Genomic DNA, 18,593 nt, shown 5'->3' with positions numbered 1-18,593 from the left:
ATCTTTCCTGAGCCATGATGAACCCTCGTCTGATCACGGTGGTTCTTAATACTGATTGTAGATAAGGTTGGTCAGATCCATGAAAGCAGAAAAACTTAATTCAACAGAAACCTCAATCCAAGCCGATTGGCTTTGGGAATCGATTCCCATCGCCTTAATTTTGCTATTGGCGGCTGGGTTTGACCTCTATCAACTCGGCACAGAGAGCCTGTGGGTGGATGAACTCTACAGTGTTAATGATGCCAAAGGCTTACCAGGCCATCTGGGTCTAATCCGCCCAGTGTATTTCATCCTCCTGTGGCTCTGGATGCAGTTTGGCACCAGCGATGCTTGGTTGCGGGGGTTGTCTGTCTTGTTTGGATTGGGCAGTGTATTTCTAACTTACCAGCTTGGTCGTCGTGTAGCGGGAAAGCCAACAGGCTTGATTGCTGCCCTCCTCTTAGCTCTATCGCCGCTGTTCATCAATTTTGCCCAAATGGTTCGTATGTACACCCTAGGCACTTGTCTCGGTCTAGGTGGTACCCTAGCGCTAGTGCATGCTCTTGAGAATCCTACTACCACCTCAATGGCTTGGTGGGCTAGCCTACGACTGTTGGTAAACCTAACTGCCCCACTCAATGCCACCCTGCTCTTCGCGGACATCTGGTTGGTATGGTTTCGGTTTCGCAAGCAACGGGCTACATTATTAGCTTTCGGCAAATGGCTGTTGCTGGTGATCCTGTTGTGGTTACCATCTTTGTTATCTCTAGTGTCTGGAAGCCTGCCCTTCCTAAGCAAGGCCCTTAATCCCATCGCCAAAATTGATGCATCGGCTACTCGACACTCATTTCCGAGTTTTGTGGATGTTTTACGTAAGTTAAAGAATTTTACTGCCTTTCCATTTCCTTCCACATCGAAGGTCAGCAGCTTGTTTTATCAAGCCTACAGTCTACTATTAGCTGCCTTGGTCGGTATTGCCATCATCCACAAAAACCACAAACCACGCCTGTGTTGGATTGCTGCTTGGGCGTTTATACCGTCAGTCATGATTTTTTTAGTGTCTAAACGATTATGGATAGACCGTTACATACTGTTTTTATCCCCATACATTTTGATTATTCTGGCCGCTGGCTTGATGGGATTGTGGCGTTGGAAACGGAGTTTAGCGATCGCAGTAGCAATTATCTATACCATTACCGTTAGCAGTGGGCTAATACGCTATTACACCGTGCAGGATCGCCAAGATTGGCGAAATGTAGCGCAAACAATTAGCATGAATGAAAAACCTGGTGATACCATCGTGTTATCCATAGGTTCGCCAAAAATGACCTCAGCGCTGGGTCATTACTATAATGGAGATGCCCCGATCTATTCTCTGAAGAAACTTTGTCCTTCTGCTCAAGTCAAAAAGCCTGACGTAGAGGAAGCACTAAATAACTTGCCACCTATTTCCTCGCGGCTCTGGCTAGTTTGCGGCACAGGTTTTGACCAAAAAAAGTTTCGCACTGTTTTCAAAGAACATTTTGACCTGGAAAGACACGCAGAATTCACTAACGAGAACTTTTATAGACAAAATGATTTAATGCATCTATTTCTGGTCATACCCAATTCTCTCAATTCTACTGATACTCCAAATCCTACTGATATCAAAAACAAATCAACATCGGTCTCAGCTCTAGGGCTTTGATTATTAGAGAGCATGAAAGCCAACAACTACAAAACAGCAGCGCTCCTAGAGCGAGGAAATTGGTTCCGACCATGGATGCCCATTACCTTAATCTTACTATTAGCCACTGGATTGTACCTCTATCAACTTGGTACAGAAAGCCTATGGGTTGATGAACTCATTAGTATTCATCGTGCCAAGCACCTAGAGCAAGTCTTTAATAGTACACGCCCCCTATATCAGATCCTTTTACGGATCTGGATGATAGTTAGCAGTAGTGATGCTTGGCTGCGGGGATTGTGCGTTGTGTTTAGTATTGGTACTGTTTTTGTTACCTATCGGCTTGGTCGGCGCTTAATGGGAGAGTCCACTGGCTTAATTGCTGCCCTCATCGTTGCCCTCTCACCCCTGTTTATCCATCATGCCCAAGAAGTCCGGATGTACGCACCGAGTACATTCTTTGGTGTTGCTGGCACACTGATCTTAACCCACGCCCTAGAACGTCCAACGACTCCTTTACTATTAGGATGGGCTGGTCTGCGATTCTTGGCAATTATCACCACACCCATTAACGTAGCGCTGCTGCTCCCAGACATAGTTGTGTTTGGCTGGAAGTATCGGAATCAACCTCGTGTTTTGTTCCGTTTCGGGGTCGGACTGTTACTGATTGGTATTTTATGGTTGCCATGGGTGTTTCCCCTAGTAACTAAAAGCGCCAAATTTATGGGAGGTGTAAAAGTACCTGGTACATCAGTTCGTGATCTCGGTGGACGCACTAGTCCTGGTTTACTGCATGTGATCATGCAGCCAGGTCGCTTTACCGCTTGGCCCTTTGGTCGAGCCAATTCCAATGCCATCTACTGGTTTTACAATGCCTACTCTGTCATGTTGACCTGTTTGCTAGGTGTTGTCCTATTCAACAAACCACGCTCAGGTAAGCTGGCTTGGATTGCGGCTTGGGCGTTTTTACCCTTAGTTCTGTTCTTTTCAGTGTCCCAAGTCTCTCGCTCTCTTTGGGTTAATCGTTACCTACTGTTAGCAGCTCCATACCTATTTATTCTTTTAGCAGCCGCTGGGCTCGGCATTTGGCGTCGATGGCGTATTGGTGCGTTGGTGATAGCCCTGATCTATGCCATTGCTGTTGGTGGTGGGCTAAAGCGTTACTATACCGTGCTGGATCGAGAAAATTGGCGTGGTTTAGTGGAAACCATTGCCACCAAAGAACAACCGGGTGATGTGATTGTTTGGTCCATTGGTCAGAGAATACCTGTAGCATTAAATCATTACTATCATGGCTCTGGGAGTATTGAGATTAAGGATGTACTCCCGCGATCGGTTAGAAAAAACGATCAGCAAGCGATAGAAGGTTGGGTTAGCAGTTTGCCCCCAACCCAATCTCGTTTATGGCTAGTTTATGTCAAGTCGTCGAAACTATTTCGGTCTGTTGTTAAAGAGCAATTTCAGATTGAAACCCGAGAGAAACCCATTGATGGGATAGAAATCTTTCTGCTTAAACCACGTTCTGCAGATCAAACCTCTGACGAGTAGACTTCGCCGCAGTTGTCTATTGAAGTAAGCCTAAAAGTAGTTATTGCTGGTTTGTAGCGATCGCAATTTCATCAAATTAGAATCGGTAATGGTAAACATGTAGTGGTTTGGCTACGGTCTGGTAAAGGTAACAGGAGCTAAAATCACCAATTGTGTACCACTACCAACTCCCCAAAGCTTTCATAAGGTAGTAGCAGCACCATAGTGACTCGGTTATGGAAATACTTGAATGAACAACTATCTTGGATATCGATATAATTGAGAGTTTCTGTCCTGGCTTCTATCTTCGTACCTTTCCTCGTATCGTTGAGGATTATTGTTCCAGTTCATATCCCAACGCAGATCCCTTTCAAATTGGTGCAAAATCCTGCCCAAAACATCTTTCATATTCTCATTATCGTCATAGTTGTAGGTACGACACTCCCTGGTGTTGTAGTAGTTACGGCGGTCTGCAACCTGACGCCGCTGACCTCTGTAGCGGCGACCGTAATATCCATGACGATAGCCACGGCTAAACTCGCCCCCTGCGGTGCGCTCTTCATAAGCTATACCCCTCCTGGCATCACGTCGCCCCTCCTGATAACCATCATCGTAAGCTTCACGATGGTTAGCTGCATCCTTCTCAACGTAGTAACGAGGGACACTGTAACAGTATCTGATTTGATCCGCTTTTACTGGGGGAGCAAACAACAGAAGTCCCGAGAGTGTAGCGAACATGAGTAGAGTAGTAGAACCGATTTTTTTCATTGTTGAACCTCGTCATATATTTGGGATATTTGTTCTCTAGATATCCGTAAATACACTGTAGGTTCCATAAATTTCCAATCTCGAAATAAAACTTAATATTAAGAAGACGAAAAGATATAGGTAAACTTAACCAAAAACCTCGGTATATTCTCACTAATTTACAGAATTTGGCAGCAGCCTTAAAGAGCAGGTAAAATTCGATCGCTTGCTCTGTTAACGTGGGATTTAGTGGGAAAAATGACTATTCGGATTGGCAACGGTTACGATATCCATAAATTGGGCAAAGGTCGCCGTCTGATTATCGGAGGTGTGGAAATTCCTCATGAATTGGGATTAGTCGGTCACAGTGATGCCGATGTCCTGACTCACGCCATCATGGACGCCATGCTGGGAGCCTTGAGTTTGGGCGATATTGGTCATTATTTCCCCCCAACTGACGAAAAATGGGCGGGTGCGGATAGTTTGGTATTGTTGAGTCAGGTGAATCAGTTGATCCAATCCCATGGCTGGGAGATTGGCAATATTGATTCGGTGGTGGTGGCGGAGCGTCCTAAGCTTAAGCCTCATATTAAGACCATGCGCGATCGCTTAAGTGTAGTCCTAGACCTGAAGCCTGACCAAATTGGCATTAAGGCAACCACTAATGAAAAGTTGGGTCCGGTAGGACGTGAGGAGGGAATTGCCGCTTATGCTGTAGCCTTGTTAGTGGGAGATTGATCGGAAATTCGGAAATAGTGATTGAATGGTTATTGCGATCGCATTTCTAGATCAAATACTCAGCTTCTATAAATAATGGTTAAAACCTCTTCTAACTGGCCCAGTTTGTTGCAACAGTTGTTGGATGGGCAATCGTTATCCAGTGACCAGGCATCACAACTGATGCAGGGATGGTTGAATGAAGAAATTCCCACCGTCTTATCTGGCGCACTTTTGGCAGCTATCCAGGCTAAAGGAGTATCCGCTACCGAATTGGCAGGGATGGCTCAGGTGCTACAATCCCAGTCTTTGCAGAAGACAACCATTGAACACAAGCAACCGGTCATTGATACTTGTGGTACCGGTGGGGATGGCGCGTCTACCTTTAATATCTCTACCGCAGTAGCCTTTGTAGTGGCGGCAGCTGGAGTGCTGGTTGCTAAGCATGGTAATCGTTCTGCCTCTAGTAAGGTGGGTTCCGCTGATGTGCTCGAAGGCTTAGGAGTAAATTTATCAGCAGCACCGGACAAGATTCAGGCAGCCCTGGATGAGGTAGGGGTAACGTTTCTGTTTGCTCGGGGTTGGCATCCAGCCATGAAAGCAGTGGCACCATTACGGCAAACCCTCAAAGTACGAACAGTGTTTAACTTGTTAGGACCATTGGTAAATCCCTTGCGTCCCACCGGTCAGGTAATTGGTGTCTATGCTCCCAACTTTGTAGAAACTGTAGCGCAATCGTTGTGTTTAATGGGTACTCCCAACGCAATAGTTCTCCATGGCAGGGAAAAATTAGATGAGGCGGGATTGGCAGATGAAACTGACTTGGCACTGCTATCGGGGGGTGAGGTGCGACTTTTGAGTCTGAATCCGGAACATCTCGGTCTAACTCCTGCTCCTACTGAGTCCCTACGAGGCGGTGATGTAGCGGAAAATGGAGCAATTTTACGGAATGTTTTGCAAGGTAAAGGAACACCAGCCCAGCAGGATGTGGTGGCATTAAATGCCTCATTAGCCCTTCAAGTCGCCGGTGTTATACCTCTCGAAGACCATATAGCAGGGATTGCTATGGCAAAGGATGTTATGGCGAGCGGTGCCCCTTGGTTAAAGTTAGAGCAATTGGTGAAGTTTTTAGCTTAACTCACCAGCAGCCCCAGGTCTGACTTGTCAGGGTAACCTGGGATTAATGGCTGAGGGTGCTACCCAATGTCGAGATCCGAAGTTAGCTATTCCCTATTCCCTTCACCCAGCGCTATAGTTAATGACTGGAGATATTTTCCCCACTCCACTGCCAACGGAATTTCTGTAAAGGGAATTTTGACTGGATCTATGGGTTTGAGGAACTGAAATTCTAATGCGATCGCACGACCTTTATCCGGTGGTTGCTCTAAGTCAACCACTTGATTATCAACCACCAAGTTGATTGATTTAACCTCTTTGAGGGAAAAGGTTTCTAGATTTACTGGTTCATTTCTAGTGGGTTTGCCCCAAGTCAGGTCACTGCCGTTCTGACCAAGCACGGCATAGATATCATACTTTGCCCGTTCAAACTGTTCAGCCCAGCGGCGATAAGCTTCAATCTTTTGGTATTCGTTCCAACCTGACCAAGCCAGCCAGCAAAATGCTGCTAGCAGAGGTAACCATAGTAAACCACGTTCCATTCAGTTTTTTGGATCTTTACAACTAAACTATAGTAAGAATATATAGCAGTTCTGAATTGCTTGAAGTATCTCGTCCTAGATTTTAGGGAGTAGGGAGTAGGGAGTAGGGAGTAGGGGTCATAAAATTAAATCGACCCCATAAGTTATGATTGCTGATAGCTGACCGCTCAAAGTAGCTTTCTGATTACTTGATTAACCCACTAGGTTTGTTGCCAGTTCACACGGTTACGAATCAAGGTTTCTGTCATCTTCGCTAACTGGTCTAGTTTAGCTTTCTTTTCCGTCGCACTTTTCTCATAGTTGCGCTTCCGCATCAAAGCCGCACGGGCTAAGTCTTCTCTATTGTTTTTAATAGCTTGAATTGCCACTTGCTGCCAGGCATTGATTTCTTTAAGTTCCTGTTTATACTTAGGTTGAATCTCATCCCAAACCACCCTCAGATCAGATAAGGCTTGATTAAGTAACTGAGTTGTATCGTCTTGCTTTGCTCCCTGAAGTGCTTGTTTTATAGCTTCGTACAAACCCTCGATATTCGTATTACTAATTACCGGGATAAAATCCTTGACTTGCTGGCTTTCATTTTTCCCAGTCTTGCACCAATTAGCAAAGTGTTCACAGTTATTAAAAATTAGGTTATATTGCCTTTCCCCTAATCGACTTTCTGCCCGACGAATCACAACATCTGGAATTAAACAAACTGAGTACTGTTTGACATAAATTTTTGTTTCACCTAGAGCAAAGGTAGCCATAGAATTACGTTCAATTGTCTCAGTTTTTTTGCGGTAGTGGATCACACTACCGTCTCCACAGTCAATACCATGATGTTGGTAAACCCCTTCAAAGTTAAGAAACTTTTGGAATACGTAAATTTGATCTCCTCGCGCCATTATTTTCTCTTGGTTTTCTCCGGCACTAATCAACTCAAGTTGATCAAAACTATAGCCCTCCATTATCAAAGGAGACATCCTCCTTACTGGGAATTATCGGCATTTGATCAGAATCAGAAACATCTACTGAATTATTACCTTGTGGCTGCTGGCGGCGTATCCGAATTTGGTTTAGGCGCGCTCCAGAAGCAGACACAACGGTCAATTCTAGATTTTCATAATTTAAGGTTTCACCGGGTACAGGAATTTTCTGAAACTTGTCGAGCAGAAAACCGCCCAAAGTGTGATAGTCATCAATTACAGGTAGGTTTAAATCCAAAAGTTCGTTGACTTCTTCCATATTCATCTGAGCTTGCACCAGGAAGGTATACTCGTCTATAATTTGTACCGTCAAGTCCTCGCTTATGTCAGATTCAGGTCCATCACCAATAATTTCAGCAATTAAATCCTTGAGGGTGACTAATCCAGCAGTACCTCCAAACTCATCCACCACCATCACCATTGCCAAATGCGATCGCTGCATCATCGGCAGTAATTCACTCAATGGGGTAGTTTCTGGGACAAACTTAGCTGGGCAAACCAACAATTTAATCGGTGTCTGAAGTCCTAGCTTCCCTTTAGATAAAGGTTTAGCCAATTTTTTGAAGTCGATAATGCCACGAATATCATCTAGGGATGCCCCAATCACAGGATAGCGAGAGTGACTAGTCTTGGCAACTTCCTCTAACAAGATTTCGAAGGTTGCTGCATGGGAAATAGCAATAAGACTGGTGCGGGGAACCATTACCTCTGCGGCTGTTACCTCCCCAAACTCAAACACATTTTTCAGTAGTTTTCTCTCTTCTGCTTCCAGTCCAATAGACTCCCGTTCAGTGGTAATTATGAGTTGCAACTCTTCCGGCGTTACACGGCTATACCAACCTTGACCAGAATATTGAACACCCACCAACCTCAGGAGCCAGCGGGTAGATTGATTCAAAATCTGGATAAAAGGATTGAAAAACCTGGCAATTACCAGACTGGGTGGCCCCAGAAACCGTGCTAGTTGTTCTGAGTAAAGTAAAGCCAGGGATTTGGGGCAAAGTTCCCCCAAAACAATTTGTAGATAAGCAATCATGAAAAATGCCACCAGGATTGCTAGGGAATGGGTAATAACTGGAGTTAGAGCTGGCGGTAGTGGTAGCTTTGCTATCCCAGCTGCTACCAAAGTTGCCATGGTAGTCTCCCCAATCCATCCCAGAGCAAGGCTCGAGAGGGTAATCCCTAACTGAGTTGTAGATAGTAATCGGTCAATGCTCTGTTGCAAAGCCTGAACCGTCTTTGCTTGCACGTCACCCGCATCTACTAATTGGCTAATCCGCGATCGCCGCACCGCCACCATCGAAAACTCAGCCGTGACAAAAAAAGCATTGATGGCTATCAGTAGTAGCACTGATAACAATCCCAGAAAAACCTCTCCCTCAGAGAGGCTAATAGAAGCATCCACTGTTAGAAGAACCATCAGGTTGGCAACCATAGAAAAGGTGAAAGGTAAAAGCAAATAATTTTCATTTTTTGCTGGTTACGGTTGCCTTCTGATGTATCTTCTTAGAGCTAGGGCAGCTTGGTATGGAGTTATCGGTTACCATCAAAAACTTATCAGTTGTATTATGGGGTTTTCAGTTGTATTACTAGCATTTGCTTGAGCTAGTTCACGAATGCCAGTCAAGGAAATTTCTGAAACTGGCTGTGAAACTGGCTGTGAGACTGGCCGTGAGACTGACTCTGAAACTGCCTTAGTTGCTTGCTATCAACATAGGCTTTTAGCATAGCTTCAACGTTTTCTCCTTAACAACCATTCCCTCGACTTGCTTCCTTATCTAACTACAGGAATCTGAGACATTTTCAACTGTAGTTTTTGATCCGGATAATCGGTCAGTGTCAGGGAAAGCTTCTCGGAGTTCTCTAGTAAAGCTGTCGGTATGCTCACTGTTCCAGAAAATTCCTTGCCATTAGCCGGTAATTCTCCTGGTAAGCCTTCCGTAATTGCACTTAGGGCACGACCGCGATCATCGGTAACATTCAAAAAGCTGTACAGAAACCTGACTGGATTAGAACTCTGATTCTTCAAGCTGACATCCAACATTAAAGAACCCTCCTGGACACTGGCAGAATTTACCGCTAGGGTGACTCCCTTATCCTGACTTTTAACCGGTAAATTTAGCTTAGGGTTTTTCCGAGTGAAGGATGCCTCTTGAGTCAATACATCAGACGACGACTCCTTCTGAGCGGGCTTAGACCAACTAATTTGCTTAGTTTTCTGGCTGTTTTTCTTAGCCGAAGGATTTTTACCCTTATTGTGTATGTGGGCGTGAACGTTAACCAGGATATCCTTCTCGCTCACAATCAAGACCCCTTCTTTCCCAGAAGAAGACCCCTTCTTTCCTGTCAACTTTTTCTTAGGGTTAGTATCCGGTTGAGTAACTCCTTTGAGGGCTTCGTGACCGAGAGAGAATCCCCAAAAGGCACTCACGACACCTGCACCTAACATCATTGTCAGTAGAACTATGGTTAGCGCTACAGTTGTGTTGAATTTCATAGGGTGATTAACGTTATTCCGAATTACCGCTGGTTCCGTGCTGTATTATAGTGCTGCTATACAGCTAGATTATCTTATGTTCTCAGAATTATTGGATAAATCGGGAATTTATAGTTAGTGGTGTTGCAATAACTTGATTCAGGCTACCATAATAATATAAAGGAATCACCCAGGGTTGGCCGAGCGGTTGAGGCAGCAAACTCATAATTTGCCCTAGGCAGGTTCAACTCCTGCACCCTGGATTGGACACTTGCGGTCAGCTACTACTATCACCCCATACTGATCTCGCCCATACTCATCATCTACGCAGCTGTGGTATGGGCTGCGGTGCCAAGAAAAATTCTTGGTTTTCCACTTGGATTGGTATATCACTCGATTGCTCTAGCAACCGTAGGGAAGTATTGTAGGGGTTTGGTAAATCCAGAGTACGAATGACAGGACCGCTCGAAACCTGCTGCTCTAGTAGATCCCGATAAAGATTACTGACACGCTCAGCATCCCGCTCAAGTGCTAGTTCTGGAAACGCAGGTGGCCATCCGGAACCGAAAATTGTATCGATTTGACTCTTGATGCTCCTGTTTTCGAAAAAGTCCCCAGAGTTATCAAAAAAAGCGTTTTCAAAAGCCTCAGGTAAGGTTATTAGAGGAATTAGCTCCAACTCCTCCGAATTAGTTTCTGCTATGGCACCACCTGCTCCTAGACTAGCAGTGGCTGCTATAACTACAACACTAAACAGCTTTGCCCAACGCATTTGCATCGTAATCACCCGTAGTTTTCCTCAATAGTATCCGATATTAGGGGGAAACTACCCCAGCGGGTGAAAGAATACCCACCAAATCCAAATCAACCGGTTTGATGGTAGCTTGTAGGCTCCCATTTTCCCTTGACTCTAGGTTTTTTTCAGTAAGTTTCATGAACATCCAATCTCAAGCCCTGTCCATGCCAAAGGATTTACCTACCCTGCGACCTTTTCTGCTGGATTTGTTTTGCCAACTCGCTTACCAAGAGGGTGATTTTGTGCTTTCGTCAGGGCAGCGTAGCTCTTATTACATCAATGGTAAACAGGTCACCCTTCATCCTCAAGGAGCATTGGCAATAGGACGTTTGCTATTCTCAATGCTACCTGCTGATACTCAAGCAGTTGCTGGCTTAACTCTAGGTGCAGATCCGATCGTGAGTGCGGTTAGCATTGTTTCTGCCTTAGAAAACTGCCCTATCCCAGGTCTAATTATCCGCAAACAGCCAAAAGGTCATGGAACCAAGGCATACATTGAAGGTCCTACTTTGCCCACAGGAGCCAAAGTAGTGGTATTGGAAGATGTTGTGACTACTGGGCAATCAGCCATGAAAGCCGTGGACCGCCTTAAGGAAGCCGGTTACCAGGTAGAGCTGGTAATAGCCCTGGTTGACCGGCTGCAAGGTGGAGCCGAGCTTTATCAGTCGGCTGGGCTAATGTTTCAAGCTCTGTTTTCGATTAACGAAATCCGAGAACACTACCAGGGTTCTCTTGATCAATCCAGTTGACTAGCCCAGTTGGCTAGCCCAGTTAACTAGCTAATTTATATGGCTCAGGCGGGATTTGAACCTGCGACCTCGGGCTTATGAGTCCCTTGCTCTAACCACTGAGCTACTGAGCCTTTTTTTCAACCCTTATGTACTATAACATATCAATGCCAATAATTTATCTAAATAATTTTCTTGAACAGAAGTTTAGTTGGCATACTGCATGGGCACCCATGGAACGGCACAGGTAAAAGGGTATAGGGAAAAGGTAGAATAAAAATAGGAAAGGTAATTTCGGCTTCAGGCTTAGACTTTGCCTTTAGCTCAAGCTGCTAAGGGTCATACTAAATATTGTCACCAGAAGGTGAGGAAGAGTAGGAAAGTTCCGTTTACTCACCTTACCCTTCACCTCTGTCTCCTCCTTCGACCTGGTAATTTGGCCTGATGGGGATACTTCCCTTGAAATCACTTTATTACCGTCTTCTAGGCAAATAGGCCATTGGATTGGCAGCTCCCCGACCTCTGGGATGAAGCTCAAAGTGTAAGTGAGGACCAGTGCTATAACCTGTGCTACCCATAGCGGCAATTCGTTGACCTTGGCCAACCTGTTGTCCACGACGCACAAAAATTCTGCTGTTGTGGGCATAAAGGGTCAGACTTCCATCAGGATGCTTGATTTCCACCAATTTACCGTAACCACCTGAATTCCAACCAGCACTGACCACAACACCAGGGGCTGCTGCCATAATCGGTGTCCCAATGGGAGCTGCAATATCAATGCCCTTGTGCATCCGTCCCCAACGCCGACCATAACCTGAGGTAAGCACACCATTACTTGGCCAGATATATCCGTTAAAGCGGTTAGGGCTATCTGGCAAGTACATATCTGGTTGAGACAGAGGTGGCACTCCTGGTGAAACAGGTTTTCCTACCGGTATACGGATTATTGGGTTAAATCGTTCCGGTGGGGCAGGAGCTACAGCTATCCTTCGGGGTTGTGATACCTCAGGTGGAGGTACAGGAATGGCAATAGAACTGCGTCGAGTTTTCCGGGGTGGCTGAGGTCTTGGAATAGCAATAGGAGCCTGTGGAGCTGTCGGTGGCTGCGGTAATAATTGCCACTCTTTTGTACCGCTTGCTTGATTATTCTCAGGATTGAACTGGGGAGTGATCTCAACAGATTTAGACTCCTTATCTGAGGGTTCAGCAACTGGCTCGTTAACTGGCTCGTTAGTAGGAACTCCTAGGTTGATTGGTTTGTTTTCCTCTGGGCTGGTTTTATTGTGCCGGATTTCTTCTCGCATCTTGAGAATATCAGCCCTTAATTTTTCAACATAGGAGTTGCGCTGAGAGTTAATAGACTCTAAGGGCTGATTTTCAATAGAGGAATTAGCCTGAGCTAACAGACCACTGTCTGAAGTCGATTGAGTCAGAATCGTCTCAGTTAACGGTTTTACCTTAGGTTTTTCCTGTATAGATACGGGTGTGATTTGATCTCTACTAGTAGAAGTCTTAACAGAGATAGTTCCTAAATCCAATGGTCGCGCTATTCCTGGCTTCCAAGATTTAGATTTCCGGCTATTGCTAGATAGCAAGGTAAAAGAGGACTTTTGGTGATCGAATCTCCTAAATTGAGGAATTTTCAGCTGTTGATTAATTTCAATTAGGTGAGGATTATCTAGCTGATTGGCTAAGACTAGCTCTGAGCGGGATAAACCATAACTACGGGCAATAGAATCGAGGGTTTCACCACCTTTGACCTGGTGAAAAGAGTTGCCAGTAGATGACAGCCTAGTTCCCACCACCACTGGCTGTGGTACATTTAGTTGCTCTGTAGTTACCTTGGTTGTAGCCGATGCAATTCTTGGAGTACTGACCTTGAAAACTGATGGTTTGACTGCCGATATGACAGTTGTTTCTGGAGTCGGTACTGGAATGACCACTGGTAGTGGCTCAGATCTAGTTGATTGGGTTAAGGCTGGTGATACAGCAACTTTCGGCCTTGGCTGTGGGAGCAGCGCCGGAGCTGTAGGTACCGTAACAATGGGCTGCGATGTTTGTGTTACTGAACCCTCAGGTTTTAGCACTGCAGGGGGTAAAGTGTGTGGGCTAGAACCAAGGGTCGCTGATGCCAGTTCATAAGACTTGTTAAACTCCTCGGACCTCAACTGAACCAGACTTTTGCTCAGACGGTTTCGATGTTTTTGAAGGCGCTTGAGGGCTAGGTCTTGTCTAGCTTTTAAAAGATTATTGGTCTTGTCGGAAACAGCTTGTGATGCATCCGTTGACAGGTTACCCGATTTTGAGACTGGTGCAGATGCTAGCAACTGTTTTGGCTCTACACCCTCAGACTTAGATGAGGCTTTGACATCAGTACCCTTAACCTCACCAATGGTAGACTTCCTGGCTATTGGGAGAGTTTCATCGGTTTTGAGCTTGTTAAAATTCGCGTTCGCGTAGCGTCGGCTTTGCCGAATCGCAAGTTCTGAGGGTGAGGCTGGCTTTGATTCGACACCCCCTTGTCCCTCCTTAGCCGGGTTTAGCAATGAGGGGATTGAAACAGCGGTAACCTTAAATTCGGCTGCTGGTAGATTCGTCCCACTTGGCTCAGGAGCAACTGGCTCGAATGCCATTGCTTCATCACCCTGTTGAGGTAATAGTAACCCAGATGCCCCCATGGAAATCGCCAATCCAATCATGGCTGCTGAGGTACGAGCCTTACGGTTCACCTCAAGGGGAATTGCTGCACCGACCGGATGATTACTTGCAGGTAGTTTCGATGGCGAATCTGATGACTCTGCTGCACAGGTCGGAACATGATTGACCTTATCAGTAAGTGTTCCTTTCAAAAACGTCCTCCTGGTGTTTGACGAGCGCTTAACAGTTCCTGATTTATTTTTTACCAGTCAATGATGTGACTCACTTCTAAAGTGTGATCCAAATCACATCTATTTGGGAGACTTAGCAAAGATTACCGTGCTTCTTTGATTTAGACAAGCTCACATGACTACTAAAAAATTTATTCCTTGACGGCAATAGCTAGATACACCTTGAAGCCATTGATAGGTAATTATCCTTAGACAACTAGGTGGACAACATCCCATAGCAGAGATATTGTCGGGATTGACCACGGCTGCCGTTCCGGATTGCTGCATATGCTGCATATATATGCATATAAAGTAACTGGCTAATCAGGCGTTCTCCGGGAAACCACCCTCAGTAACCCAAGAAAATCGAGCATATTTGCTGATTATTCTGTTTGAGCGCCATAAAAACAGCGATGGGACTCTCGAAGCAACTGACTGATTACAGCTGAACTCTACGGGAATTTTGGGTAAGACAACAACCGTATAATCCTGTATCAACCCGGATCTTAATCGTGGGTTGCTAGTTGATGGTGTGCTCACAAAATCCTTCAAATCCTCCTTTTATCTACTGATAGCTGGTTTGGTATACTGATCACTCCCCATTTGATATCAGCAAAATCTATGGGTAATTTCTCGGTAATCCTACTCTTTATGATAGAAATTTCTTATATGTGTTAAGTAATTTCAGTCTTCTAGATAGCTTAATTTCTGGTGAGTAATTCTACACACACTAACTCATTCAACCAAGGTGCGTCCGGCCAGCTGTAGGCTGACAGTCCTTGATTCTACCCAAAGATGCTTGTTTTGACGTCTTTCCCTGATTAAAACAGACTTGTGCAACAAAACGTTTTTACACAGTTTAACCAAATCTAAAAATCTAGTTATTGATTGATCACCTAGGGAATTCGCTGAGAGGGATTGTTTTTCACAAAAATTACACATTTATACAGACATTTCCTATTTACACCATCAGTAGAGGATAAATTAGGCATTTGAACTCTAGCTATAGTGTTTAAACCCCTGAAGGGGGATAAGTATGTTTTGAGTGGGGCAATCAGCTGCTCCCCATGTAATTTTTCTATCGTAGTCCGGCAACAGTGGCACGAGGGAAACAGCGACTTTAGTCGCCGTCGATATTTCTATTGACACCCGATTTCAGGAGTGATATATTAAAGTGCTAAGCTTTAATTAAGGATTAAACGGTTAAGGCTTAAACGTAAATCGATACAAGTAAATCGATACAACTAAATCTATAAGAAAAATCTATACAAGTAAATCTATACAAAAGAAATCTATATCAAAAATTTATACAAATAGGACTGGGGAAACCAAGTAAACTTAGTAAGTCCTAATTATTAACACAGAAAACACCTATTCCAAGTAACCCAACTGACGCCTGGCCTCAAATAAGCCAAGGGCAGCACTGACGGAGAGATTTAAGCTGCGAACTCCCGGCTGGGTCATGGGGATAAAGACTTTAGCCTGACAAGCATCTAAGACATGGGGAGGCAAACCTGTGGTTTCGCAGCCAAACAATAACCAGTCCTTGGGCTGAAACTGAAACTTGATATAGTTGTATGTTCCTCTCTTGGTAAAGCCAATCCAACGCCCCTCTTGCTTCTGGTGATAGCTGACAAATGCATCAAGGGAATCATGATATTTAAGATCTACATAGGGCCAATAATCTAGTCCTGCTCGTTTCAAGTAGCGATCGCTAATTTCAAAACCCAACGGACCCACTAAGTGCAATTGAGTAGTGGTGGCGGCGCAAGTTCGGGCAATATTGCCGGTATTCGGTGGAATTTGCGGGTTGATTAAGACAACTTTTACCATCATTTCAACTCCAATTCCCCTCCCGCTAAGTCTTTGACTATAACGGGAGGGGAATTGGAGACCAGATTTGTTGTTCTTTCCGATGATATCCGCTAGAATGGATAAATCGGAACACCGATTAATGCGCTCAAAAGAGCAGCGGTTTATGTGCAAGCTGAAAAGCCTCTGCTAAAGACATGAACCAAAAACTAACAAGTAAGCCCGATGTTTGATGCTCCTAGGTCGCCGCTAGGCGAAGGGAGGGTTTAGAGGCTGTTTGGCTCAGCCAGTAAGAGTTTTGTACTCTTGCGAATCCCTGGATATAATCTTGATTTAGCCATGGGAGATTTCAATGGAGCCGTCGGGATTTTCCTGTTCGCGTAGCGTCGGCTTTGCCGAAAGGCGATGTGGGAGTGCGGCTCGTTCCTAGGAGGAGCCTCCTGAAACAGGAGAGGTATGACTAGGGGGATTCGCGAAGTTGAAAAACTTCAAAATCCTAACTGTTCTTCGGATGATGGTGAAAACCCATCCCTTGAGAAAGCAAGTGACTCCTTATCTTGGCCACACCGAGCAAGGCGGCAACCTTGCAGAGTGAAGCTGGCAACAGGGCGGAATTAGAGGAAAAACAGATTATCCACACTACCGCTAAGAGGGAGGCGACATGGGTAACAGTAGCAAAAATCCTAAAAAAGTGTCTAATCGCCCTACCACAATCTGAACAAACAATGTGGAATGCATCCTTTTATCCTCACAGAACTGTTCCCACGGTATCTGTAACTTTCGAGGAAGGGATAGGCAAAATGGATTGCCCTAAATCGTCAAAACAATCCTTAGAACGGAACGAGTAAAAACGACAGCACAAACAGGTCTGAAGAAATAGTCGAACCTTCAGTAAGTTATGCCAAACCTAATCCCTAATGTCGGGTAAGATGTAGCCGGAAACTGGCTACGGGTATCAAGATAAACAAATCCTAGGAGAGCATGGGTAGACACATGTCAAAAAGATATAGTGACCTATGGAAAAGCCAAAAGTGGAAAGAACTCCGCCGGAACCTTTTCCGCCTACAAAGAAGAGTTTATAAAGCAGTTCAAGCCGGAGACCTGAGGAAAGCTCGGTCATTACAGAAACTGATAATGAAATCCCGTTCTGCCCAACTTTTGGCCATCCGTCAAGTGACACAGCTCAACACCGGAAAAAGAACCGCAGGAGTAGATGGGAAATCACACCTAACCTACAAAGAAAGGTTCGAGGTACTTAAAATGCTAGTATCTAGTGGGGAAAACTGGACGCACCTTGGTTTGAAGGAATTCCCAATAACCAAGAAAAATGGAGGTACAAGAATGCTGAAAGTACCGACAATCCGGGATAGAGCATGGCAATGTCTCGCTAAATTTGCTTTAGAACCTGCCCACGAGGCAACGTTCAGTGCCTACAGCTATGGATTCAGAACAGGTAGATGTGCCCAAGACGCACAAAAACTACTATTTTTAAATCTGAATTCAAAACAAAACGGCATCCACAAAAGAGTAATAGAACTAGACATAAAGAAGTGTTTTGACCGCATATCCCACAGCTCAATCATGGATAGATTGCTAGCACCAGCGGGTCTGAAACAGGGGATTTTCAGATGTCTAAAAGCGGGCGTCAATCCGGAATTCCTAGAGCAAGGAACACCCCAAGGAGGTGTAGTTAGTCCACTTCTAGCCAATATCGCACTAAATGGAATAGAGGAAATAAACCCAAAAAATAGGTGTATAAGATACGCCGACGATATGGTAATAATCCTCAAACCAAAAGACAACGCAGAAAAAATCCTAGAGAAAATTAAAAACTTTCTCAGAAACCGAGGAATGGAAATCAGCGAAGAAAAGACCAAGATAACCAAAACGACAGACGGATTTGACTTCCTGGGGTGGAACTTCCGCGTCCAGAAAAACGGAAAATTCCGATGTATTCCCTCAGTGGAAAATCACCGGAACATACGAAAGAAGATTAAATCAGTGGTCAACAGCTCGAACTATGGAGCCGAAAAGAAAGCAACAAGACTAGCACCAATCGTACGTGGATGGAGGAATTACCACAAAAGCTGTTACATGGAAAGCCCTAGAGACAAGTTATGGTTTTTAAATAAAACCGCAAACCGTAAATTCCGAAAGGAAAAGAAAGTGAACCGGTACAAAGCCAATGAACTATGTAAGAAAGGCTTCCCAACTGTAGGGTATGAACAAAATCAACACGTAAATGTCAGGGGCACAAAGTCTCCATATGATGGAGACCTTAATTACTGGAGTAAAAGAAACTCCAAACTATACGATAGTGCGACATCCAGAGCTTTAAAAAGGCAAAACCATTCCTGTGGACATTGTGGGTTGGGTTTCATAGACAATGAACGGATTCATCTCCACCATACAGACGGAAACCATAACAACCAAAAGGGGAATAACCTTATGGCAGTTCACCAAAGTTGTCACCAACAAATACACTGGAGCCAAAAAGATACCTAGGAGCCGTGTGAGGGGAAACTGCGCGACCTGAACTGGTCAAGTAAAGCGGGGAGCCGACTCCCCAGGGTAATTTACACCACCTACCCTCACGTAAAACAACCTTTTAGGTTGGACTCAATACCTTTTGGTAACAAAAGGGAAATATGC

At 44.8% G+C, this 18,593-nt stretch carries 15 protein-coding genes and 2 tRNA genes; 8 read left to right on the top strand and 9 right to left on the bottom strand.

Going from position 1 to position 18,593, the window contains the following annotated elements:
- Nucleotides 1-79: 79 nt before the first annotated feature.
- Nucleotides 80-1,666, top strand: a complete 1,587-nt coding sequence (locus F6K51_RS04250) for a glycosyltransferase family 39 protein (protein WP_293018289.1) — start codon at nt 80-82, stop codon at nt 1,664-1,666.
- 12 nt (nt 1,667-1,678) lie between these two features.
- On the top strand, nt 1,679-3,193 hold the full coding sequence (locus F6K51_RS04245; RefSeq protein ID WP_293018287.1) for a glycosyltransferase family 39 protein: 1,515 nt from the start codon (nt 1,679-1,681) through the stop codon (nt 3,191-3,193).
- Between the two features lie 237 nt (nt 3,194-3,430).
- Here the strand turns inward: F6K51_RS04245 and F6K51_RS04240 are convergent, their stop codons facing one another.
- A complete protein-coding gene (locus F6K51_RS04240; RefSeq protein ID WP_293018285.1) occupies nt 3,431-3,940 on the bottom strand; it encodes a hypothetical protein in 510 nt (169 codons plus the stop codon).
- A gap of 237 nt (nt 3,941-4,177) precedes the next feature.
- Between F6K51_RS04240 and ispF the strand changes: the two genes are divergently transcribed.
- Together ispF and trpD are read left to right on the top strand one after the other, a co-directional pair.
- Nucleotides 4,178-4,657: a 2-C-methyl-D-erythritol 2,4-cyclodiphosphate synthase gene (gene ispF / locus F6K51_RS04235; protein WP_293018283.1), complete on the top strand. Its 480-nt coding sequence runs from the start codon at nt 4,178-4,180 to the stop codon at nt 4,655-4,657.
- 75 nt (nt 4,658-4,732) lie between these two features.
- Nucleotides 4,733-5,773: an anthranilate phosphoribosyltransferase gene (gene trpD / locus F6K51_RS04230; RefSeq protein WP_293018281.1), complete on the top strand. Its 1,041-nt coding sequence runs from the start codon at nt 4,733-4,735 to the stop codon at nt 5,771-5,773.
- Between the two features lie 86 nt (nt 5,774-5,859).
- Here trpD and F6K51_RS04225 read toward each other — a convergent pair whose 3' ends face one another.
- The 4 genes from F6K51_RS04225 to F6K51_RS04210 form a co-directional block, all read right to left on the bottom strand.
- Complete coding sequence (locus F6K51_RS04225; RefSeq protein WP_293018279.1) at nt 5,860-6,294, bottom strand: hypothetical protein; 435 nt, start codon at nt 6,292-6,294, stop codon at nt 5,860-5,862.
- 200 nt (nt 6,295-6,494) lie between these two features.
- Entirely contained in the window at nt 6,495-7,181 is a 687-nt protein-coding gene (locus tag F6K51_RS04220) for a lecithin retinol acyltransferase family protein (RefSeq protein WP_293018500.1), read from the bottom strand.
- A 49-nt stretch (nt 7,182-7,230) separates the two neighbouring features.
- Complete coding sequence (locus F6K51_RS04215; protein WP_293018277.1) at nt 7,231-8,682, bottom strand: hemolysin family protein; 1,452 nt, start codon at nt 8,680-8,682, stop codon at nt 7,231-7,233.
- 354 nt (nt 8,683-9,036) lie between these two features.
- Complete coding sequence (locus F6K51_RS04210) at nt 9,037-9,759, bottom strand: hypothetical protein (RefSeq protein WP_293018275.1); 723 nt, start codon at nt 9,757-9,759, stop codon at nt 9,037-9,039.
- A 169-nt stretch (nt 9,760-9,928) separates the two neighbouring features.
- Here F6K51_RS04210 and F6K51_RS04205 point away from each other — a divergent pair.
- Nucleotides 9,929-10,001 (top strand) — tRNA-Ile (locus F6K51_RS04205).
- Nucleotides 10,002-10,057: 56 nt separating this feature from the next.
- Here F6K51_RS04205 and F6K51_RS04200 read toward each other — a convergent pair.
- Nucleotides 10,058-10,525, bottom strand: a complete 468-nt coding sequence (locus tag F6K51_RS04200; protein ID WP_293018272.1) for a hypothetical protein — start codon at nt 10,523-10,525, stop codon at nt 10,058-10,060.
- Between the two features lie 146 nt (nt 10,526-10,671).
- Here F6K51_RS04200 and pyrE point away from each other — a divergent pair, with 146 nt between their 5' ends.
- Nucleotides 10,672-11,283, top strand: coding sequence for an orotate phosphoribosyltransferase (gene pyrE / locus F6K51_RS04195; RefSeq protein ID WP_293018270.1), 612 nt, complete (start codon nt 10,672-10,674; stop codon nt 11,281-11,283).
- Nucleotides 11,284-11,323: 40 nt separating this feature from the next.
- Here pyrE and F6K51_RS04190 read toward each other — a convergent pair.
- The 3 genes from F6K51_RS04190 to trmL form a co-directional block, all read right to left on the bottom strand.
- Nucleotides 11,324-11,396: transfer RNA gene (locus tag F6K51_RS04190), tRNA-Met, on the bottom strand.
- A 339-nt stretch (nt 11,397-11,735) separates the two neighbouring features.
- Nucleotides 11,736-14,111 (bottom strand): peptidoglycan DD-metalloendopeptidase family protein, encoded by a 2,376-nt coding sequence (locus F6K51_RS04185; RefSeq protein ID WP_293018268.1) that lies wholly within the window; start codon nt 14,109-14,111, stop codon nt 11,736-11,738.
- A gap of 1,389 nt (nt 14,112-15,500) precedes the next feature.
- Entirely contained in the window at nt 15,501-15,962 is a 462-nt protein-coding gene (gene trmL, locus F6K51_RS04180; protein WP_293018498.1) for a tRNA (uridine(34)/cytosine(34)/5-carboxymethylaminomethyluridine(34)-2'-O)-methyltransferase TrmL, read from the bottom strand.
- 536 nt (nt 15,963-16,498) lie between these two features.
- On the opposite strand from trmL, the gene F6K51_RS04175 reads away from it, so the two are divergent.
- Together F6K51_RS04175 and F6K51_RS04170 are read left to right on the top strand one after the other, a co-directional pair.
- A complete protein-coding gene (locus tag F6K51_RS04175; RefSeq protein ID WP_293018267.1) occupies nt 16,499-16,789 on the top strand; it encodes a hypothetical protein in 291 nt (96 codons plus the stop codon).
- A gap of 145 nt (nt 16,790-16,934) precedes the next feature.
- Nucleotides 16,935-18,446, top strand: coding sequence for a reverse transcriptase domain-containing protein (locus F6K51_RS04170; RefSeq protein ID WP_293018266.1), 1,512 nt, complete (start codon nt 16,935-16,937; stop codon nt 18,444-18,446).
- Nucleotides 18,447-18,593: the final 147 nt, after the last annotated feature.

This window comes from Moorena sp. SIO3I8, from assembly GCF_010692325.1.
Classification (GTDB): Bacteria; Cyanobacteriota; Cyanobacteriia; order Cyanobacteriales; family Coleofasciculaceae; genus Moorena.
This window is presented reverse-complemented; position numbering and strand designations above follow the sequence as displayed.